This is a genomic window from Pseudomonas sp. IT-P218 (assembly GCF_949767605.1).
Taxonomy (GTDB): Bacteria; Pseudomonadota; Gammaproteobacteria; order Pseudomonadales; family Pseudomonadaceae; genus Aquipseudomonas; species Aquipseudomonas putida_AE.
The window spans coordinates 383,705-401,233 of the sequence record NZ_CATKQQ010000033.1; the positions used below are offsets into that span (position 1 = coordinate 383,705).

20 protein-coding genes are annotated in these 17,529 nt (G+C 62.0%); all 20 read right to left on the minus strand.

Features of this window, described 5'->3' with window-relative positions:
- Positions 1-54: 54 nt before the first annotated feature.
- A complete protein-coding gene (locus ACM6I6_RS19385; RefSeq protein ID WP_414920537.1) occupies positions 55-1,632 on the minus strand; it encodes a phage tail protein in 1,578 nt (525 codons plus the stop codon).
- A 55-nt stretch (positions 1,633-1,687) separates the two neighbouring features.
- A complete protein-coding gene (locus ACM6I6_RS19390; protein ID WP_414920538.1) occupies positions 1,688-4,522 on the minus strand; it encodes a phage tail protein in 2,835 nt (944 codons plus the stop codon).
- Positions 4,503-5,030 (minus strand): hypothetical protein, encoded by a 528-nt coding sequence (locus ACM6I6_RS19395; RefSeq protein ID WP_414920539.1) that lies wholly within the window; start codon positions 5,028-5,030, stop codon positions 4,503-4,505. The genes ACM6I6_RS19390 and ACM6I6_RS19395 overlap by 20 nt, the downstream gene beginning before the upstream one ends.
- Positions 5,027-5,665 carry a phage tail protein I gene (locus tag ACM6I6_RS19400; protein WP_414920540.1) on the minus strand — a complete coding sequence of 213 codons (639 nt, stop codon included), beginning with the start codon at positions 5,663-5,665 and terminating at the stop codon, positions 5,027-5,029. The genes ACM6I6_RS19395 and ACM6I6_RS19400 overlap by 4 nt, the downstream gene beginning before the upstream one ends.
- Positions 5,658-6,548 carry a baseplate J/gp47 family protein gene (locus ACM6I6_RS19405; protein WP_414920541.1) on the minus strand — a complete coding sequence of 297 codons (891 nt, stop codon included), beginning with the start codon at positions 6,546-6,548 and terminating at the stop codon, positions 5,658-5,660. The genes ACM6I6_RS19400 and ACM6I6_RS19405 overlap by 8 nt, the downstream gene beginning before the upstream one ends.
- Positions 6,545-6,871 (minus strand): GPW/gp25 family protein, encoded by a 327-nt coding sequence (locus ACM6I6_RS19410; RefSeq protein WP_414920542.1) that lies wholly within the window; start codon positions 6,869-6,871, stop codon positions 6,545-6,547. Before ACM6I6_RS19410 ends, ACM6I6_RS19405 begins: the two co-directional genes overlap by 4 nt.
- Before the next feature lie 4 nt (positions 6,872-6,875).
- Positions 6,876-7,082 (minus strand): hypothetical protein, encoded by a 207-nt coding sequence (locus tag ACM6I6_RS19415; protein WP_414920543.1) that lies wholly within the window; start codon positions 7,080-7,082, stop codon positions 6,876-6,878.
- Between the two features lie 56 nt (positions 7,083-7,138).
- Positions 7,139-7,738: a phage baseplate assembly protein V gene (locus ACM6I6_RS19420; RefSeq protein WP_414920544.1), complete on the minus strand. Its 600-nt coding sequence runs from the start codon at positions 7,736-7,738 to the stop codon at positions 7,139-7,141.
- On the minus strand, positions 7,735-8,259 hold the full coding sequence (locus ACM6I6_RS19425) for a hypothetical protein (protein ID WP_414920545.1): 525 nt from the start codon (positions 8,257-8,259) through the stop codon (positions 7,735-7,737). The genes ACM6I6_RS19420 and ACM6I6_RS19425 overlap by 4 nt, the downstream gene beginning before the upstream one ends.
- The gene (locus tag ACM6I6_RS19430; protein ID WP_414920546.1) at positions 8,252-8,917 is read right to left on the minus strand and encodes a hypothetical protein; all 666 of its coding nucleotides are present in this window, start codon (positions 8,915-8,917) and stop codon (positions 8,252-8,254) included. The genes ACM6I6_RS19425 and ACM6I6_RS19430 overlap by 8 nt, the downstream gene beginning before the upstream one ends.
- Positions 8,914-9,228: a hypothetical protein gene (locus ACM6I6_RS19435; protein ID WP_154995055.1), complete on the minus strand. Its 315-nt coding sequence runs from the start codon at positions 9,226-9,228 to the stop codon at positions 8,914-8,916. Before ACM6I6_RS19435 ends, ACM6I6_RS19430 begins: the two co-directional genes overlap by 4 nt.
- Positions 9,229-9,230: 2 nt before the next feature.
- A complete protein-coding gene (locus ACM6I6_RS19440) occupies positions 9,231-10,226 on the minus strand; it encodes a major capsid protein (RefSeq protein WP_414920547.1) in 996 nt (331 codons plus the stop codon).
- A gap of 60 nt (positions 10,227-10,286) precedes the next feature.
- Complete coding sequence (locus tag ACM6I6_RS19445; RefSeq protein ID WP_414920548.1) at positions 10,287-10,634, minus strand: head decoration protein; 348 nt, start codon at positions 10,632-10,634, stop codon at positions 10,287-10,289.
- Positions 10,631-11,785: a head maturation protease, ClpP-related gene (locus tag ACM6I6_RS19450; RefSeq protein ID WP_414920549.1), complete on the minus strand. Its 1,155-nt coding sequence runs from the start codon at positions 11,783-11,785 to the stop codon at positions 10,631-10,633. The genes ACM6I6_RS19445 and ACM6I6_RS19450 overlap by 4 nt, the downstream gene beginning before the upstream one ends.
- Positions 11,782-13,263 (minus strand): phage portal protein, encoded by a 1,482-nt coding sequence (locus ACM6I6_RS19455; RefSeq protein ID WP_414920550.1) that lies wholly within the window; start codon positions 13,261-13,263, stop codon positions 11,782-11,784. The genes ACM6I6_RS19450 and ACM6I6_RS19455 overlap by 4 nt, the downstream gene beginning before the upstream one ends.
- On the minus strand, positions 13,263-13,469 hold the full coding sequence (locus tag ACM6I6_RS19460; RefSeq protein ID WP_414920551.1) for a phage head-tail joining protein: 207 nt from the start codon (positions 13,467-13,469) through the stop codon (positions 13,263-13,265). The genes ACM6I6_RS19455 and ACM6I6_RS19460 overlap by 1 nt, the downstream gene beginning before the upstream one ends.
- Before the next feature lies 1 nt (position 13,470).
- Positions 13,471-15,489, minus strand: coding sequence for a phage terminase large subunit family protein (locus tag ACM6I6_RS19465; RefSeq protein WP_414920552.1), 2,019 nt, complete (start codon positions 15,487-15,489; stop codon positions 13,471-13,473).
- A gap of 4 nt (positions 15,490-15,493) precedes the next feature.
- The gene (locus ACM6I6_RS19470; protein WP_414920553.1) at positions 15,494-16,051 is read right to left on the minus strand and encodes a terminase small subunit; all 558 of its coding nucleotides are present in this window, start codon (positions 16,049-16,051) and stop codon (positions 15,494-15,496) included.
- 142 nt (positions 16,052-16,193) lie between these two features.
- Positions 16,194-16,544 carry a phage holin family protein gene (locus ACM6I6_RS19475; protein WP_414862477.1) on the minus strand — a complete coding sequence of 117 codons (351 nt, stop codon included), beginning with the start codon at positions 16,542-16,544 and terminating at the stop codon, positions 16,194-16,196.
- Between the two features lie 176 nt (positions 16,545-16,720).
- Positions 16,721-17,203 (minus strand): hypothetical protein, encoded by a 483-nt coding sequence (locus ACM6I6_RS19480; protein WP_414920554.1) that lies wholly within the window; start codon positions 17,201-17,203, stop codon positions 16,721-16,723.
- Between the last annotated feature and the right edge of the window lie 326 nt (positions 17,204-17,529).

The following is a 17,529-nucleotide window of genomic DNA, read 5'->3' on the forward strand; positions in this document are numbered from 1 at the left end:
AGAAACGAAAAAACCGCCCAATTGGCGGTTGCGTGAAACGGGGTATTGCCTGAATTACATCGGGCTCAAGCGGTAGCCCACGGCGAGCCAGCGCACGCCGAAGTTCTGCACGTTGTTGTCATGCTCAGTGAAACTCATGGTGAAGCCGGTGGTGGTCGTTGCACCTTCGTTCACTGCACAGGTGACCGTCGCGGCCGCCGTCCGGCCGCCAGGCAGTTGGGTGATCACCGGCAGGACAATGAAAGGTGCCGTATCAAAGGCCCAGTTGAAGCCAAACGCCACGTTCCACATCCCGCCGGGCATGTCCCCGAGTTCGCGCACGCCCCATTGCACAAACAGCCCGGTGTTTTTATCCCACCAGAAACCATTGGCGCTGTGCCACAGCGACGCCGGCGACGCGGCGCCAATGTTCGCCCGGGCCGATGCCGCGTCCCAGCCGCCGGTGCCGCCGCGCCACAGCGGCAGTTGACCCGAGACCATGGCGCTGGCATCAAAGCCGGCCAACGTCAGCGGCACGTTGACGTCCGAAAGGCCACTGAGCCAGGCCCCGCCAACGGCGGCGCCGGAAAAGCTCAGGTAACGCCCGCTCTGCCACTGCGACGCGCTGGCCGCATTGCCCGTGGTGTTGCGGGTCAGGGTGCCGCTGGTGATCTTGCTGGCATCGAGCGCCGGAATGTCCGCCGCCGTCAGGCCCATGCCTTCCACCACCAGGCCCTTGGCATTGACCCGGACCTTGCCGTAACTGCCGGCCGACACGCCGCTGTTGCCCAGCGTCAAGTTGATATCGACGTTGCCCGAGCCATCAAACAGGCCATTGCCCGCCAGGTCGCCGCTGTAACTGATCTTGCGCGAGGTCTGCAACTTGGTCGCCGTGCCCGCGTTGCCGGTGGTGTTGCGGTCCAGCGTGCCGCTGGTGATCTTGCTGGCATCGAGCGCCGGAATGTCCGCCGCCGCCAGATTGCCCGCCGATTTCACCCGGCCTTTGTCGTCGACCGTGACTTTGGTGTAAGTGCCCCCGGCGACGCCGGTCTTGGACAGCGCCAGGGCGATGCTCAACGGCGCCGAGCCGTCGAACTGGCCCTGCCCCGTGGCGTCGCCCGTGAGCGCGATGGCGCGCAGCGTCTTCAGCTTGCGAGCGCTGGCCGCCTCGCCCTGGTCGATCGCCTCCTGGACCACGCCGAGGGTCGCCGTGACCGTGTTCGGGTCGTTGATGATTTGCACGGTGGCCGTGCTGCTGACCTGAATCACCAGGCGGATCACTTGGGTGCGGCCGCTGCCCTGCTCGCGTACCGGCTTGTAGGTGGCCGGGTAGCTGGCCACGGCGATCAGTAGCCCGGCGTCGTCGTACAGGCCGACCTCGCGCACCCACCAGCCGCCCATCTCGGGCAACAGAATGCCCTCGGCGACGATCGCCGATTTTTCGCTTTGCGCCGTGAGCCGGTTCAAATTGAAACGGTATTTTTCGCCGATGAGCTTCTTTTGCAATTTCGACGGTAGCGGCGTGACCCCGTTGCCATCCCCGACCGCCATCTTGGGAATTTTCCACGGTGTCCCGTTGGCAATGGACTTGGCCAACTGTGCCGCGCCCACCTCCGTCAGCATCGCGATATAAATAATATCCTGCTCTGCCATACCTGCGCCTTGTGTTGAAGTCTGCGCCCCGCCTCACCGGCCGGGCCTTGAATGGCTACGCCGGAAGCGGCGCGCCGTAGATGTTCGCCCCGGCCCCGTGGGTGCGGTACTGAATGTAAAGGCTCAGGCCGCGCAGGATTTCCCCGGCCCAAAAGCCGAAGAACATGCCGTTGTCGGTGCCCAGGCGCACCGCCGGCGACCAGCTGCCGTTCATGGCCTGGCCCGGCACGGGCGTGATCACGTAGTACTGCTGCAGCTCGCTGACACAGGCCTCGATCAGCACATCCAGCTCAGCCACCTGAGAGCCCGCCAAACCCGCCATGCAGGCCCCAGCCAGCCACAGGCCGGTCATGTGCCCGGTGAAGTCGTCCGGCACCGGCTGCGGCAAGCTGGCCATGGGAAAATCCGTGGGCAATACCCCGTCGTGCGCCTTCACAAACTGAATCAACCAGGTGATCCAGTTTTCCGCGTAGGCGATCAGCTTGGGCGGCACCGGCTTGCCCTGCTGCACCAGCTCATACCAGGCGCGACAGGCGCCGAAAAAGGCCCGGGACTGGTAGCCGCTCCAGGCAGTACCGTCGCCCCAGTGGTGCATGGTCCAGGTGTCCGGGTCGCCGTACTTGAAGTTATCCCAGCGGTTCCACACGTAGGCCGAGGCGCCCGGGCCGAGCTGGCCGAACCGCTGCTGATACCACTGCTGCGAGTCGTACAGAAACTCGACCATGTGCTTCAGTTCGTTGACGTACTGGTCCAGCGGATCGATGCAGTAGATAAACGGGTACTGATAGCCCGGGTAGGGCATGCCGTGCCACGCGCCGATCTGGTCGGCGCCCTCCGAGTAGATGTTGGAAAACGGGATCACCCCGGGGCAATAGGCCAAGGAATCGTTGCGGTAATCGCGGATCGTGCAATCACCCACCAGCGCCCGAAACTTCGCCTGGCCGCTGACCGTCAACCGATACTGCAGCGTGTAACCGTCTTCCTCGGCGAAGGCCGGCGGCAGGTCGTTGACGCAGTAATATTCAAACGTCAGGTTCGTATCTGAATCGTCCATCAGAATGCTAAACCCGGCGATTTGCGAGAACGCCGGTGCCGAAGGGTTGGGTCGGCCGTTCTTGTCCGGCTGATAACTCGACAACTTGCCAGCCCCTGGCAGGATCGGCAGGGTGACAAACTTGCCCCCGGTCGGCGGCAACATCCACCACCAGCGCCATTTGTTGTCATCGGCAAAGCGCAGATTGAAATAGCCGTCCGCCCGATAGGTGATGCTCTGCATCGGCGCCTTTGCGCTGGCCAGCAGGTAATGCCCGATTTCATACCATCCCGAATCATCCGGGAAAAACGACTTCACCACCGTGCCGGCGCGCCCTTCAAAAATCTCCGGTTCGTAACTCTCCACCGAGACGATATCGTCCGAACTCGACACGGCACGCAGGTCGGCCATGATGTACTCGCTGCCGTCGTCCTTGGTCAGGCGGTTGAACTGCGACAGCGGTATGTCGTGCGTCACCAGCTCGACGCTGGACACCGACTTGGGCAGCGCACAGCCGTACTTGATGCCACTGCCTTCGGCCTTGTCCTGGGAAATGGTCAATTCCACCTTGGCCGTCAGCGGACCGTTGTTGATGTCAACGCCGCCGTAACAGGTGCGCACCAGTGAATTCGGGGTAATGCGAAACCACACCGATTGCTGCTCGATCGACACCTGGGCGGCCGCCTCGGTCTGCATCGTGATGTACCCCAGCGAGTCGCGACCCAGCACCGGCGTGACCGTTTCCGGGTAGGTGAACTCATAGGAAATACCATCGGTAAACGGCGTGCCCGCCGTCGTGCTCTGCCGAAAGAAGCGGTCGGTCGAGTCGATTTGCGTGTACTCGTGCGCGGTAAAGCGGCACGCGTCCATGGCTTTCTTGTAGCGACTTTCGCTGGTGATCCGCCACAGCAGGTAACAGGCGTCCATGTACCACTCTTCACCGTCCGCCGCGTTGCCCATCTGATTGACGCTGCCCAGCAGCGGCACATGCAGCGGCCGATTGTGTTGCACCGCGTTACGCGGGATCAGGTAGCCGCCGTGCTCGACCGGCTGCCGGGTCGCATAGTTGAACTTGTGCACGCCGTTGAGGCCGGTGTTTTTCAGCTGGACCTGGCCGCGCTCGGCGAGCGGATGGCCCTCCGACAACACGTCGCCATCCCAGTTAATCTTTTGCCCGGTCCAGGCAATGATCCAGTCGACGTCATATTGCACGCCGCCCTGATCCCAATCGGTCGAGCCGTCCGCCTTCACGCCCTTGACGGTTGCGTTGATCGCATCCCATGCCAGCGCCCCGTCAAAGGCAAACGTGGCCTTGTCCAGGTACTCGCCCCAGTGCGGCGCGCCGTGCGGAATCGCCAGCGCGCCGTTGCTGAAAGTGAATTCCACGCCCTTGAAGCCGCTGTGCGTGGGCTCGGCGGCGTTGATCGGCCAGTTGGCCAGCACCGGCTCCTTGGAATTGACAATCCAGTTGGCAATCCGCCGCTGCGGCGTCTCCGGGATCGGCTGGCCCACGTAAAAATACGCCTCGTAGGCTTCCCAATACCACACGGCCGCCTCCAGGTAACGCGGGTCCCGCGTCGCCAGGTAGGCATGCGCATAGCCGAGGATCTGCAATGCCTGACCCTCGGTTGTGCCGTCGCCGTTGGGCTGGTACTCCATTTGCGAATGCGCGATGAAATGCCGGTTGTTCGCCAGCACGCCCTGAGTGTTCTGCACGTAGTGCTGCACCGTGGCGTCGAGGGTGTCGCCGGTGTTGCGTTGCAGAAAGCGGTGGTGTCCCTCGATCATGCTCAAGGCATTGGCCAGCGTGGCTTTCTGACTGGTCGCACGTCGACTGTTAAGCGGGACTTGAAACATTGAACCAGCCCCCCTCATAAAGCCCGAGCCAATGCGCACCATCCCAGGTGAACGTCACCAGGTCGGCCGCGCCGGTTTCATACGACAGCAACGGTGGCCGGTTGCCCGACCATTGAATGCCGGCCGGGAACGTCACCTGGTTGGCCCCGGTGCCTTGCACCAGGCGCACGGTAAACGACCAGGTATAACCGGCCGGCACCGCCGTGTTGAGAAACGTCAGCGCGCAGTGCGGCTGATCCAGGGTCACGTCAAAGAACGACACCCCAGCGATATAATTCACATCCAAGGCCCGCGCCGTGCCCGCCGACGCGATCGCCACGCGGCGCGGCAGCAACAGCCCGCCCACCAGGTTGGTGATCATCCCCGACAGCGCCTGAAAGGTCGGAGCCGGTCCCGACTCGGTGTCGACGACCTCGCTGGCCGGCTTGTGCACGATGTCGTGTGCCACTTGCGCCGCCGCCTCCAGCAATTCGATGGCGGCGCGCTGGCGGTCTGAAAGTTCGCTCATGTAACCCTCATCAGTCCGGGTAATAGGTGGTTGCTGAAATAGTTCAGGTCGTTGGCCAGCATGATCAATTCAAGGTCGAGGAAGTCCCCTGCCATCAGCTCCGGCGACAGGATTTCGGCCTCATCGCCCGAGAACACGGCCGCGCCCAGGTGAAACAACCCGTTCGGGCTATAGGTAATACTCAGGCCCACCAGGTGCCGGCTGACCGGCTTGGTGTCGGTGATCATCCGTTCCAGCTCGGCAATGCCGCGATCGCTCAGGCCGGTATCGAGCAACGCCAGGCCGAGGCTAAAGGTGCCCGGCGGCCCCATCGGCTCCAGCTGCCACCACTCGGCAATTTCGATGATGTCGGCGAACGGCTCGACCACCTGGCGCAACGCCGCGATCGTGCCCTTGCGCTTGTGAATCTCGAACGACGCACGCACCGCCTTGCGCTTGATGTCCTCCGACCATTCCGGGTCCCAGCGGTCCACGCTGCGCTCAATGGCCAGCCAGGGCAGCATGTTGGCCGAGCAATTTTCCGGCGACTTGGTGTCGCGCAGCACGTCCGCCAGCCCCGGGTTTTCCAGGCCCACTTGCGCCAGGGCCTGCTCCAGCGGCGTGCGGTTGGACGGCAACAGGCTGGCATCATTCATCGGTGCCCCCGATCGTCACCAGCGAGCGGATGCAGTTGGCCGCCTGGTGATCGGCGATCACCACATCCGCCGCCGGCTTGATCAACTCGACCCGCTGCACCCGCGACACATGCAGCGCGGCATGGATCGCCGAGCGCCGAATGTCGCGGCCCAAACGGCGCTGGGTGTTGACGTAGCGTTTCATTGAGGCGTTGGCCTCGATCAGACTCAGTTCGTTTTCCGGGCCCGGGTACAGGTACAGCACCGCCTCAATTTCGTAATTGATCAGCTCGGCCGACTGCACAATCACCCGATCGCCGACCGGGCGGATGGTCTCGTCGCTCAGCGCGAGGCGGATATTGTTCAACAGGTCTTCGGTGGCGACGCCCCCATTGAGCCGGTTAAGGATGCTCACCAGCACCGTGGCCGGGCTCGGGCTGCTGGCCTTGGCGTCGGCCACCCGGCCATCGGCCGACAGCGCGTGAAACTCATAGGCGCCGCTCGGCCCCGCCACGGCCATGCCTTCGAAGGCCAGCAACACCCGCTCCATCAGCGAATCGTCTTCCTCGTACTGCGCCTCGATCGGCGGCACGGCCGTGGGGTCGGCCTCGATCACGGTCAGGCGCTTGACGTTGTAGTTGGCCGCCAGGTGGTCGAGGTCGGATTTGCGCGCATAGGCCACCAATTGCGCCTTGGCTGCGTCATTGATCCGGGCCCGGGTCATCAGCTTTTCATAAGCCGCCCGCTCCAACAGCTTGACCACCGGGTCCGACTCCAGGGCGGCGTTCCAGTTGGCACCCATCAGCGCGCGAAACTCGTTCAGCGCCTGCTGGTAATACTCTTCAAAGCTCAGCACCTCAATCACGGTCGGCGCCGGCAGGCTGGCCAGGTCCAGAGTGCTCATGCGTCCACCTCAGTCTCAATCTGCAAATCGTTGAAGGTGCCGCGCAAGCGAAAGCGCACTTTTCCATCCAGCACCGCGATCACCTGGATGCTTTCCAGTGTCAGGCGTGTTTCCCAGCGCCCCAGAGCGCGGGCGGCCTCGGCCTGCACGGCGCTTTTCCAACCGGCGTTAACCGGCAGGTCGACGAAGCGGCGCACCTTGCTGCCGTACTCGGGCCGCATCACCCGCGAGCCCAGCGGCGTGCCGAGGATGTCGGCAATGGACTGGCGCAAGTGCTCGATGCCCGATATCGGCTGCCCCGTTTGGCGGTCCATTCCGATCATGGGTTTACTCCGGCAAGCGCTGGAAAACCGGGTCGCTGTCGAGGAACGCCAGCGCCTCGGCGTCGGCACTGCTGACCGTGACCTGGCCGACGGCTACCGCATGCTGTCGGCCACTGTTCATGATCAGGGTCCGCGACGTGAAAGCGCTGTCCTGGTAGGTGATCGGTCGCGGGCTTTCCGCCTCGGCCTTGGGGGGAGTGGGATTGGCCACAGCTTTCTCCAGGTAACAAAAAGCCCGCACGCGGCGGGCTGGTTAAAGGGTTGCGTTTAGTGCTGGTGATTCGGCGTGTTGCCGGTGGTGTCGATGATCGATCCGCCGCCGTGAATGTCGGCCGTTACGCGTAACGCGCCATTGATCAGGACGTCACCCTCGATCTGCACATCCCCTTTAAGAAACGAAGGACCGTCCAAGGTGATATGCCCCGACTTCACCACCACGGCGTTATCCGTCACGGTCAGGTCCGAGCCGGCGACCTGGATCGCGACGGTGCCCGACGGCAGGACAATGCTGTAACGCTTGGCCTGCCAGTCGTACGTCAGCGAGCCACCATCGTCGAACAGCCAACGCTCGACATGGTCGCGGGTGTCCGGCGCCGGTCCCGCGTTGCCGTACAGCCCCGGCACAAAGGTGCCTTGTGACACGTCACCGCTTGTACTGATCAGCGCGCCCTGCTCGTTCATGCTGGGCACGCGCCAGTGCCGCGCCTTGCCGGCGGCGAGGCTGTGCCAGCGCACCCAGGCGCTGGTCCATTCGCCGTCCGAGACCCGGCATACCGGCGGCACCGCTGCCAGGTCCAGGGCGACCACGTAGCACGGCTTGACCAGCCCGGCCAGCATGCGGTCATGCTCGGCGCCGGCGTAACTCATGGGGCCTCCGGCGCCACCAGCGGCGCGTCAGGCTCAACTGCGCCCGGGTGAATGCCGAACAGCAGCGAGCCGGGCGGCTCATCCTCCCAGGGCCATTCGATCTCGCCGAGGTAGATCTGCTGCGTCCATTCCACGACCCAGACGGTGTAACCATCCAGTTCGGGTTTGGTCCAGTCTTGCGAGGCTTGAATGAACTCGGCAGGCTCTACCGCCAAGCCCCAATTTTGCATACGCAGCAGCACCGCAATTTGCGCAGCCAAGTGCGCGGCCTTCTGCTGATGATGGGCCTGCTCGGGCGCCACGATCACTCGCGCCTCGAACTTGGCTACCAGCGTCGTCTCGCCGGTACCGATGTCTCGACCCGGTTCCAACTCGGCCAGCTCAAGGAACACGGCCGGCAGAGCCACCCGATCCCGGATATCCGGACAAGTCGCAACGTACTGCACAGCAGGCAATGCCTCGCGCAGATGTTGCTCGATCGAACTGTAGAGTTGATCCAGGCTGAATGGCTGATCAGACACGCGAGCTCCCCTTCAAAGATTTCTGCAGTTCAAAATTCAGCTCTTGCTTGAGTACCACCAGCAGTCGCTCATTCGCACGCCGGGTCCAGGACTCGAAATGCGGACGAACGTCTTCGAGCGAAACCTTGGCTTTCGCCAATGGGAATCGGTTGTCGTTTTCCGAGATCCATCCCGAGCGGTGGCCACCGCCAGTGGACGCGTGAGTGTCTGGGTAATCATCGGCAGAAAATTGCTTGCTGCCGGTGCGTATCCAGATATCAGCGTGACTGCCGTAAACCCGTTTGAAGAACGCACCCCGGTACCGGCGACCGGCCACCGACACGCCCGCCTTGCTCTGCCGAGGTCGACCGATGCGGCTGGCTTCGATCGGGTTGATACCGAACCAGAGCTTGCCCTGTCCGGTATCTCCCTTGACCGGGTAGCTGCGCAGCCGTTGCCGTACCGCCGCGACCGCGATGCGTTCCTGTTTCCCGACCGTACGCGCGATCTGAGTGCGCAACCAACCCAGGGTCTTGTTGATCGCGCGCCGCTGGGCATTTGCTGCTGCCTTCGGCACCCGAGCGGCAAACTCCTGGAAGGCCTGAAGATCGGAGGCGGAAGGCTGCAGCGTGATCATCGAGCTGTTGGCGGATGTCTTGTAGTAACTCCCAACACTCATGCCTGCATCCTCAATATCAATGCCACCAAGCCATCCCCGCCGGGCTCGACATTGACCAGGGTATAAACGCCGCCGCCGTCCAGCGCCGGCAAATCGATACGCACCGTCTGCGCCTTGTCCACACCGTCGGCATCGGCCACACGAATGACGAAGCGCGGCTCCCGCAGGCCGGTGTTCAGCCGCCCCATCTGCGGCTGAAGCCAAGGGGCAGAAAACATGCCCAGGACCTGGCGACCTTCGATGTAACCAGTGTCAGCCAGGGTGTCGAACACGGTGCTGTCGATGTCATCGACCAGGTCCCGAAAGCTCATGGTCAGAGCTTCAGGCGAATCAGCGCGCGCGGACGCGTGCACAGGTGCAAGGGGTTGGATTGGGCTTCGCCCGCCACGCCCTTGCCAAACGGCAGCGTCTCAATTCGGCTGTAGTACGGAATACCCAGGGTATTCACCGTCTCCATGTAGTCGGCGGGAGCGAACGCGGAGATAAACAGATCCGGTACCCCTTCCGGCGCCAGGCGCGCTTCATCATCCGGGACATAAGCCACGCCACCGACCTTGCCGCGGTAACGCTCCCAAACGATCCCGCCAAATTCGAAGCTATCGCGTGCATCACCGCGTAGCGCGGCTGCCTGGACGCTGTTCAGGTAGGTTTCTTTGACCGATTTATGCGCCACCAGCTTGTTCCAAAACGTCTTGCCACAGAACGCACGGGAGCCCGAGCTGGTGGTGCTGCCCAGCGCATCCTCCTGCATATCCAGCGCGTCACCGCACTTGACCCGCACCTCGGTGTCGGCGGCGTTCAGACCCATCGACAGCTCTTGGCGCTGGACGCCAAAGCGATCATAGATATTGAGCAGCACACGCTGACCATCGGCATCCAGAATCAGACCGTTGAGGGCGCCGGCTCGTTGGAATTCATGGGTGGCATCCAGCTGACGGCGAGCCTTGGCCAGCCGCGCATTGACTACGTCCTGCACTGCCTGCAGCTCCGTTTGCTCACCGAACGCACGGATGCCTTGAACCTCATCAGCGCGAATGGTGAAGCGCTCCGGCAGGTGCACGGTGTTAAACGGGATCAAGTCGCGCTTGCTGGCACCGACCACCAAACCCGATGTGCCGCGTTCACCGGCCGGTACCAGCGCCAAGGTGTCGCCGTCCTTTTCGATCTGGACGGTCAGCGTAGTGATGCCCTCCTCTTGGAACAGGCCGAGACTGCTGATGCGTCCGGGCAGATAGGCCTGCTCATTGATGGCATGGGTCAGGGAAGAAACAGAGAACGCCTGCTCTTCAAAAATGGCGATATCAGCCATGAAGGTACTCCAGAAAAAGTAAACCCCGCTCGGAGCGGGGTTGGGGAAGTTTCAGATCGTCTATCGAACGATGATCAATCGCTCGGCCAAGGCTTGCTCAGCGGCGGGATCAAGCCCGGTCAGATGGGCTTCACTCACCTCAGCCAAACGCACGACGGCCCGCGCACGGCGAGTGACATCAGACTCACCCAAAGGCCCGAACAGAATGCAGGCGGCGTGTTCGCTGCCGTTTTCGGCCTCCGGGTCGTACGGAGCAAAAAAACCCGTCGCCGTGACCAGACCGAGCACCTGTCCAGGCATCAGCGCAGGACCGGCGGCGACGTTGATCACCTCGCGGGAAATTTGCCCGGCACCTTCGGACAGTAGGAACTCACCGGCGTGAACCGGTTCGCGTTGGATGTGACTCATGAATGCGCTCCTCGAGCAGTGTTGGGTTTACCACCGTGAGCAGCTTTGCGCGCCGCCCAGATCGAACCAGAATTGGGTTGTTTGGCTTGGGGCTGCAGCGGCTCGTCGTCGTCCAGCGGCAGGCTGTTATCAATCTCGAAGCCTTTGCCGCTGCTGACGATTTTGTCGAACAAGCGCGCCCGAACCGCCGCCGCATCCAAGCCGGCCGCGACGTACTCGGCGCTGAATTCAGGCAATCGCGCCGCAACGCAGAGGTCATTCACGGCCTCGGCGCGGGTTAAACCCGCCTTTACGATTTCCTCGCTTTCAAGCTTGGTCGAACTGAGTAGCGGCGCAACCAGGTTGCTGATCCCCGCCTCAGCGCAACGCTGGGTGATCATCAGCGCGAGCTTGGTCGAGTCGACCACGGGCGGCGTCGGCGGCGTGTCTTCAGGCTCAATGTCCAGATCCGGTTCCTCGGGAGTATCGAGTTGGGCCAATAACTCGGCCGGCGCGTGCTGGTAACGCTGCAGCACCGCGCCCTGGCCGAGGCAGGCCTTGACCTTGACGCCGTCTCCGACTTCGTCGGCCAACCCCAGGGCCACCGCTTCATTGGCGGTGAGCCAGGTTTCAGCGGCGACCAACCGCCGCAGCTCGACCTCATCAATGTCCGGCGCTTTTGCCTTGTACGCTGCGATGATCGCTTCCATGGTCTGGTCGAGCACGTCAGCCACCTTGCGGAAGTCTTCGGCATCACCTGCGGCATAGGTCCATGGGTTGTGAATCATCAACATGGCATTGGAAGCGATCACCACCCGATGCGCGCCACACACCGCCACGCTGGCCGCACTGGCCGCCAACGCATCGATCCGCCCCGTGCAACGCTCGCCCAATCGCGACAGCGCGTTGTGCATGGCCAAGCCGTCGAACAGGTCACCGCCGATACTGTTGAAGGCTGCGATCACCGGCGAGGTACCGTCGTCCATAGCGCGCAGATCCTGCACGAACTGATTGGCGGTAATGCCCCAGGTGCCGATCTCGCCATAAACGAAGACCTCGATCACGCGCTCGGAGGCTTCACCGCTGGCTTGCAGCGCATACCAGGTTTTGTCCTGCACCTGCACGCGCTTACCTGCCCGGTTGTAAATGCGCGGTCGCGCTTTTTTGCTCATGGTTGCTCCTTGTCGTCGTTGGTAACGACGGCGTCGAGAGTGTTGTAATTGAGGCCCAGCTTAGTGGCCCGGGCCAGATCGGCCGCGTTCTCCGCGTCAACCGTTTCGGCGTCGTAGCCGGTGCGCAAACACATTTCACTGCGCGAACCGAACCCGGCCTGGACTTCCATCCTCCGGGCCTGGACGTCCTGCACTGGCTGAATGTAGGCCCAGCCTTGTGGCACCCAACGGGTACGCAGGTATTCGCGGCGCCGTTGTGCGTAGTCAGCCAGCACCAAGGCCCCCGACAGCACCGCCATGTCCATCCAGGCCGCGCGCACTGGGCGGCACAGCTGGTGTACGTAAACACCAAATTGCAGCTGCTCCAGCCGCCGCCGAAATTCGTTGAGCACCACGCGTAATGCACGGTCGTTAATCTCGCGCATGTCGCCAGTCAAGATCTCGTAAGGCGTCCCGGTACCCGCTGCGGCTGCCATCAGTTGCTGTCGCATGAAGTCCGGATAGTTGTTGCCGGCATCCGGCGGCTTGGAAAACTCGACTTCTTCACCGGGTCCCAGCTCCTGCATGGTGCCGGGCTCCAGCGCTACCATCGGCGTGAAGCCGTCGTGATCGAGGCTCAAGGGTTGGCCGGTGACCGGATCCCTTGGGGTGGGTCCTGAATCCGGTGCCGGCCGGCTGATGAAACCGGCAAACAGGTTGGCCACTTCCTGGCGAAACAACACCGCGTCGTCGTAATTGTCGAGACTGCGCAGGCGCTTGAGCACCGGTGACAATCGAGGCACGCCCCGCAGCTGGCCCGGCTCGACCGGTTCAAAGATGTGCAACACCTGCGAGGCCGGCACCCGCACCAGCTGGTTGTAACCGGCGTTCAGCGACGACGCATCACGCGGATGCGCCAGATACATCCAATACGCCACCCGCTTGCCACCTGGAGTGAACTCGATCCCGGCGCGGATAACGTTGCCGCTTTTGGTGGTTTCGAACTTGTCATGCGGCACGAACTCCGGCGCCAGAATCTGGAGCTGCAACGGCACCGCGAGACCCTCATCCAGCCCCCGAGGTCGCAGTCGAACAAAACATTCGCCCGAGGTCTCAACCGTTCGAGCCGCCAACGCCTGCTGGCCGTAGAAATCGGTGCGTTCATCAGCGTCCGACTCATCAACCCAGTCGTCCCATAGCTCCTGCAGCAATTTACGCAGGACTTCGTCGTCGGTTTTCGGTCTCGGCGTGATGCCGGTACCGATCAAGTTACTGACGCGCTTGTCGATCACGTTGAAGGCATACGGGTCATTGCGAACCGCGGCCCGGGAACGCGACCGTAGATTACGCAGTGCCGGGGTGTTGATGCTGTTGATCCCGTTGTCGGGTGCATCCCAGCCAGCAGATCGACGGCCCTCCCCGGCGCCTTCGTAACTGGCCTTGATGTTCGACGGCAACACGAATCCGTTACGAGTAAGCGTCGGATAGTGGCGGGCCATTAGAGTCCTTTGCCTCCATGGCTCAGTCGGATCACGCGCGAACGCGGCCCGGCGGCATTGACCAACGACGTGCGGATCTCTTCTCGAGCCTTGAGCAATTCATCAACCGTGCGGTACTCCACGGTACGGTCCGCATAGCGCACGGTTTTTTCACCGCGAGCGATCGCCGCCTCAACTGCGTCGAGGTGCTTCTGGGTAAATGACATATCAGCGTCTCTTCAGGTAACCGCTGCTGGAGCTGCGGCGTTGAGGGGGTGTTGCGGGTCGCGAGGGCACAACCGGAGCGGCGAGTTGTCGTGTCGATTGCGGTGCAGCAGCCGAAGCTGTTTGACCGGTAGTGCTGACGCGTTCGCCTTGAATCGGTTTGATGCCCAAGGCTTCGTCGAACAGACCCGACTGCGCCAGGGACTGACGCACCCGCTCCCAGTCGTGTTCTTTGTAACGGTTGAGGCCCAAGTAATGTGCCATGGCCAGGCAGTACACCATCAGGTCGAGTGCTTCGTTGCGCTCGGCCTTGCCCTTGACCCACTCGATGCGCTTGTGGCCGCGCACGTAGCGCGCGACCTTGCGCTCCGCAACGCACTGGTCGAAGAAGTCATCCGGCAGGTCATTGGCAAAGTGCAATGCACCCGGCCCCGATTCGAACGGGTAGCGGTTGTAGATCCAGTCCTTCGCCGTGTCGGTACCGACAAACCACAGTTCGGCACCGTTGCGTTCGGTCTGGCCTTTCCAGGTCACGTCGACCATCGAAGGCCGCTGAGCGATCACCGGTCTACCCGGCTTGCTCGCGCCCTTGATGGCGAACACGTTTCGCCAGCGACGAACACGGCAGAACTGGTAGACCTCATCGGTGTGGTGACCACCGGAGTCGACGCCTGTGGCGAGAATGCCCAGACCCACACCGCACGGATGGCGATACTTGGCCTTAAGCAATTCATCCAACGCAGCCCAGGTGCGTTCGTCTGCGGGATCACCCGGCACCACCTGGAAGTCGACAATCCAACGCTCCATCCCTATGCCCCAGCCCATCACCATGAACTCCAGGCGATTGGCCTGAACGTCTACGGCGCCGGTGAGCATCAACACGCCAGCCGGCATCGAACCCAGACCGTAGCTTTCCAATCGAGCGCGTTGTCTCAGCACATCGGCTTTGGTTTGCTCTTGTGCGCTGTCCCAGACCCTCGCCAGGCGGGTGTTGTAGAACACTTGCATGGGCTCAAGGTCGCCCTTTCCCTGGGCTTTCTTGGCTTTTTCAAACTGCTTGGCCAGTGACTTCCAGTCCATCCAGCCCAGCGGCGAATACAGCGCATTGAGGTGGAAGCCCACCGTCTCACCATCGCCTTCGGCATGTGCCCGCCATTCGCCCTGGGCGAGCATTTCGCCCTTGTGGTACTCATCGATCAGCACGTCGCAGTCAGTCCCGGCGCACTGGTAATGCACCACGCTGTAATCCTGTGAGTAATGCAGGCGTTCCCATTCCAGGGTCTGCATGTGGCCACAGGTCGGGCATGGCACGTAGTAGTGACGCTGGTCGCTGCCCTCGAATAGATCGGCGATCCGCGAGGCGCCTTTGATCGTTGGTGAGCTGGAGAAGTAAAACTTGGCGTTGCGGCCGAAGGTACTTCCGCGCGTTTCCGCGAGCTCAATGGGATCGCCCTCTTCGCCGATGTCCACTTCCCAACGGTCTATCTCATCGCCGTAAACGTAGCGCGCTGAGAGCTCCGCCAGGTTGGCCGCAGAGCCGGCGGTGGTCACGTACAACGAACCACCCTCAAACTCCTTAGTGTCCATGGTGTTGCGCGAGTCCCGCGAGCGACTGGAGGCCACACGTTCGCGCAACACCGGTGTGGCTTTGATAGTCTTACCGATCCGCGAAGACACCCGCTTTGCCAAGCCCAGACTCGGCAACAGCGTCAGGATATTGGATGGCGCCATGTGGATCAGGCCGCCGATCCAGTTCAACGCAATCTGCGTTTTCATCAGCTGCGAGGCCACCATGGTGACCACGCGTTTGCAGGGGTGAGCCGGCGATAAGCAGCGCATCGGCTCGCGAGCATAGGGTGTACGAGAGGTGCGGTACTGGCCGGGCTCGGCCGCGCCAGTGTCACGCGGGATACGCATGTACTCGTCGGCCCACTCATCGATCCAGACGTCCGGGTCTGGATGCAGACCACGGAAATATGCCTCCCGGTACACCTCTGCACCGTCGGGGATTTCCGTGGGCATTGGTTTAACTCGTGGTCAGGGCGTGTTCAAGATCCGCCGAGGACAAACGCTCTGCGTCCTCAAGCGAGCGACGGATAGCCGCGGTCAAATGCTTTTCGATCTGCCAGGGGTCGGTCATGACGGCGAGTTCCGGTGCGAGTTGCGGAGGCATGCCCAGCAGTTGGTCGCGCAGCAGGCGGCCCGCGTTATAGGCACCGGTTTCCACCGCGACGCGCTCCACCAGCGTTCCTTGCTGTTTGTGAAAGTTGGCTTGCTCTTGCAGGGCCAGATAGTGCTCGCGCAGCGCGCGGGACTTCTGAAAGTCCACAGTCTGCCCGACTTGCGGCACCGCAGGTTCTTCGGCGGCGATTTGCACTTCCCGCTGCAGACGAAGCCGTTCGTGGCGGTCGGCAACGGCAGCTTTGCTTGGATCGGCAAACTCGGCCAGCAATGCTTCGGTGGCTTCCAGCTCTACCTTGCCATCCTCAGTCAGCACTAACCGATCTTGACTGGCCAACTTGGAAACATACGATTTGGCCCAGCCACGCCGTGCGGCAAACTCCGTTTTGCTGATCACCGTCATGATGGAATGTCCTGTTCACCTAATGAATTCGGGGGGTTCACCTGTTCACCTCAGTTCACTAAGCTGGTGAACTGTCCGCTAACACTTTCCCGCGGGTTTCCGACCCCGTACCCCACGAATATCCCCAGGGTCCCCGGCGATTTCATGCCTGCCCGCCACCGGTCGGCGGCGCCTCGCAGATCCCTGCCCGCTTTGCCAACCACCGAGCGTACAACCCGCTGGCCACATCGGCGCCGAGACAAGCCACAACGCTGCCTATCGCAGCGGCAGTCATCAAGCTGCATCCCAGCGCCGTCGCGAGCATTACCGTCGCCAGACCAAACACAGCCGAAGCACCGAAGCGCAACAGCACTCGCTTGACCAGCACCGGTACCGCCATCCCTGCCGCATCAGCGCGCCACATCTCACCTGTTAAACCCGCGAGCGCCACAAGAATCAGTAGCCAGGTAGGAAGATCGGCCAGCGACTGCTGCACCTCCTGTTCAGTCGACATGCGTTGCCTCCTCGGCAAAGGAATAAAAAACCCCGCCGAAGCGGGGTTGGTTGACCGGCGCTGGGAGGGCCGGGTGAAGCTGCACAGCACGTGCGAGGTCAGCGCCAAGGCGCAAATTTCATATCGTGGTGACTTTTTACCCCCTGAGTACGGAACCGAAAAGGGGTCATTTTCGGTTATCCGACTCGACGCAACTTTGACGCAACTTTGAGGAGACTTTGAGGCAAAACGCCCCGACCAGCGGTAAGCCACTTACGGGCGTCAGCACGCTCGGCCAGCACTTCCAGCAGCCGCTCATGCAGACGGTGTACCTGGTCGTAGTAAGTCTGTTTCGCTCTCGACTCCATCCCCAGCAGATGCAACTGCATCAGCCAAGTCGGCGCCGGATCATCGCCGTAACGCAGGCTCGCCAAGTGCATCAACCGATTACCCTGCTCACCCTGACGCCCGATCTCAGACAGGGCAGCGGCGATCTCCTGTGCAACTGCATCAGGCCCCGCTCCAGCGCCGAGGATAACTCGGGATCCGGGCGTGCCGCGTGGTGCGCAGCCACCCCACTCCATGATCGTTGCCATCGGACTGCCCATGCCGCCGCTTTCGCCGTTGAGCCGAAGTTGCTCGCCCCAGTGCTTCAGCAGTACTTCCATTGCCTGGATCATCGCCCTACTCCCCCGAAAAACGAACCCGACACAAAAAACACCGAACCCGACACGAACCCAACACAAACAAAACTCTTTAAAATCAATAGCTTTAATCGAGTTGTGTTTAGTGTGTTGGGTTTGTTGGGTATTTCCGTCCTCGCATGAAGAAAATAATCTGCCATCGGAAAACAAACATCTAACGTCACGCATGCGCGCACGCGTAGCGAAACCCAACACACTCGACACAAAGCCCGCAAACCTTTGAAACATAAGGCTTCAATCTGTGTGGGGTATCTGAAATCAACCCAACACACACCCGACACACCCAACACACTTTTAGATGT

What these genes read in the sequence shown, in the direction of transcription:
- ACM6I6_RS19430 (WP_414920546.1), bottom strand. Translation starts at nt 8,917, where the DNA reads ATGAGTGTTGGGAGTTACTACAAGACATCCGCCAACAGCTCGATGATC.
- ACM6I6_RS19435 (WP_154995055.1), bottom strand. Translation starts at nt 9,228, where the DNA reads ATGAGCTTTCGGGACCTGGTCGATGACATCGACAGCACCGTGTTCGAC.
- ACM6I6_RS19390 (WP_414920538.1), bottom strand. Translation starts at nt 4,522, where the DNA reads ATGTTTCAAGTCCCGCTTAACAGTCGACGTGCGACCAGTCAGAAAGCC.
- ACM6I6_RS19465 (WP_414920552.1), bottom strand. Translation starts at nt 15,489, where the DNA reads ATGCCCACGGAAATCCCCGACGGTGCAGAGGTGTACCGGGAGGCATAT.
- ACM6I6_RS19410 (WP_414920542.1), bottom strand. Translation starts at nt 6,871, where the DNA reads ATGATCGGAATGGACCGCCAAACGGGGCAGCCGATATCGGGCATCGAG.
- ACM6I6_RS19400 (WP_414920540.1), bottom strand. Translation starts at nt 5,665, where the DNA reads ATGAATGATGCCAGCCTGTTGCCGTCCAACCGCACGCCGCTGGAGCAG.
- ACM6I6_RS19455 (WP_414920550.1), bottom strand. Translation starts at nt 13,263, where the DNA reads ATGGCCCGCCACTATCCGACGCTTACTCGTAACGGATTCGTGTTGCCG.
- ACM6I6_RS19445 (WP_414920548.1), bottom strand. Translation starts at nt 10,634, where the DNA reads ATGAGTCACATCCAACGCGAACCGGTTCACGCCGGTGAGTTCCTACTG.
- ACM6I6_RS19405 (WP_414920541.1), bottom strand. Translation starts at nt 6,548, where the DNA reads ATGAGCACTCTGGACCTGGCCAGCCTGCCGGCGCCGACCGTGATTGAG.
- ACM6I6_RS19450 (WP_414920549.1), bottom strand. Translation starts at nt 11,785, where the DNA reads ATGAGCAAAAAAGCGCGACCGCGCATTTACAACCGGGCAGGTAAGCGC.
- ACM6I6_RS19460 (WP_414920551.1), bottom strand. Translation starts at nt 13,469, where the DNA reads ATGTCATTTACCCAGAAGCACCTCGACGCAGTTGAGGCGGCGATCGCT.
- ACM6I6_RS19440 (WP_414920547.1), bottom strand. Translation starts at nt 10,226, where the DNA reads ATGGCTGATATCGCCATTTTTGAAGAGCAGGCGTTCTCTGTTTCTTCC.
- ACM6I6_RS19470 (WP_414920553.1), bottom strand. Translation starts at nt 16,051, where the DNA reads ATGACGGTGATCAGCAAAACGGAGTTTGCCGCACGGCGTGGCTGGGCC.
- ACM6I6_RS19395 (WP_414920539.1), bottom strand. Translation starts at nt 5,030, where the DNA reads ATGAGCGAACTTTCAGACCGCCAGCGCGCCGCCATCGAATTGCTGGAG.
- ACM6I6_RS19480 (WP_414920554.1), bottom strand. Translation starts at nt 17,203, where the DNA reads ATGATCCAGGCAATGGAAGTACTGCTGAAGCACTGGGGCGAGCAACTT.
- ACM6I6_RS19420 (WP_414920544.1), bottom strand. Translation starts at nt 7,738, where the DNA reads ATGAGTTACGCCGGCGCCGAGCATGACCGCATGCTGGCCGGGCTGGTC.
- ACM6I6_RS19475 (WP_414862477.1), bottom strand. Translation starts at nt 16,544, where the DNA reads ATGTCGACTGAACAGGAGGTGCAGCAGTCGCTGGCCGATCTTCCTACC.
- ACM6I6_RS19385 (WP_414920537.1), bottom strand. Translation starts at nt 1,632, where the DNA reads ATGGCAGAGCAGGATATTATTTATATCGCGATGCTGACGGAGGTGGGC.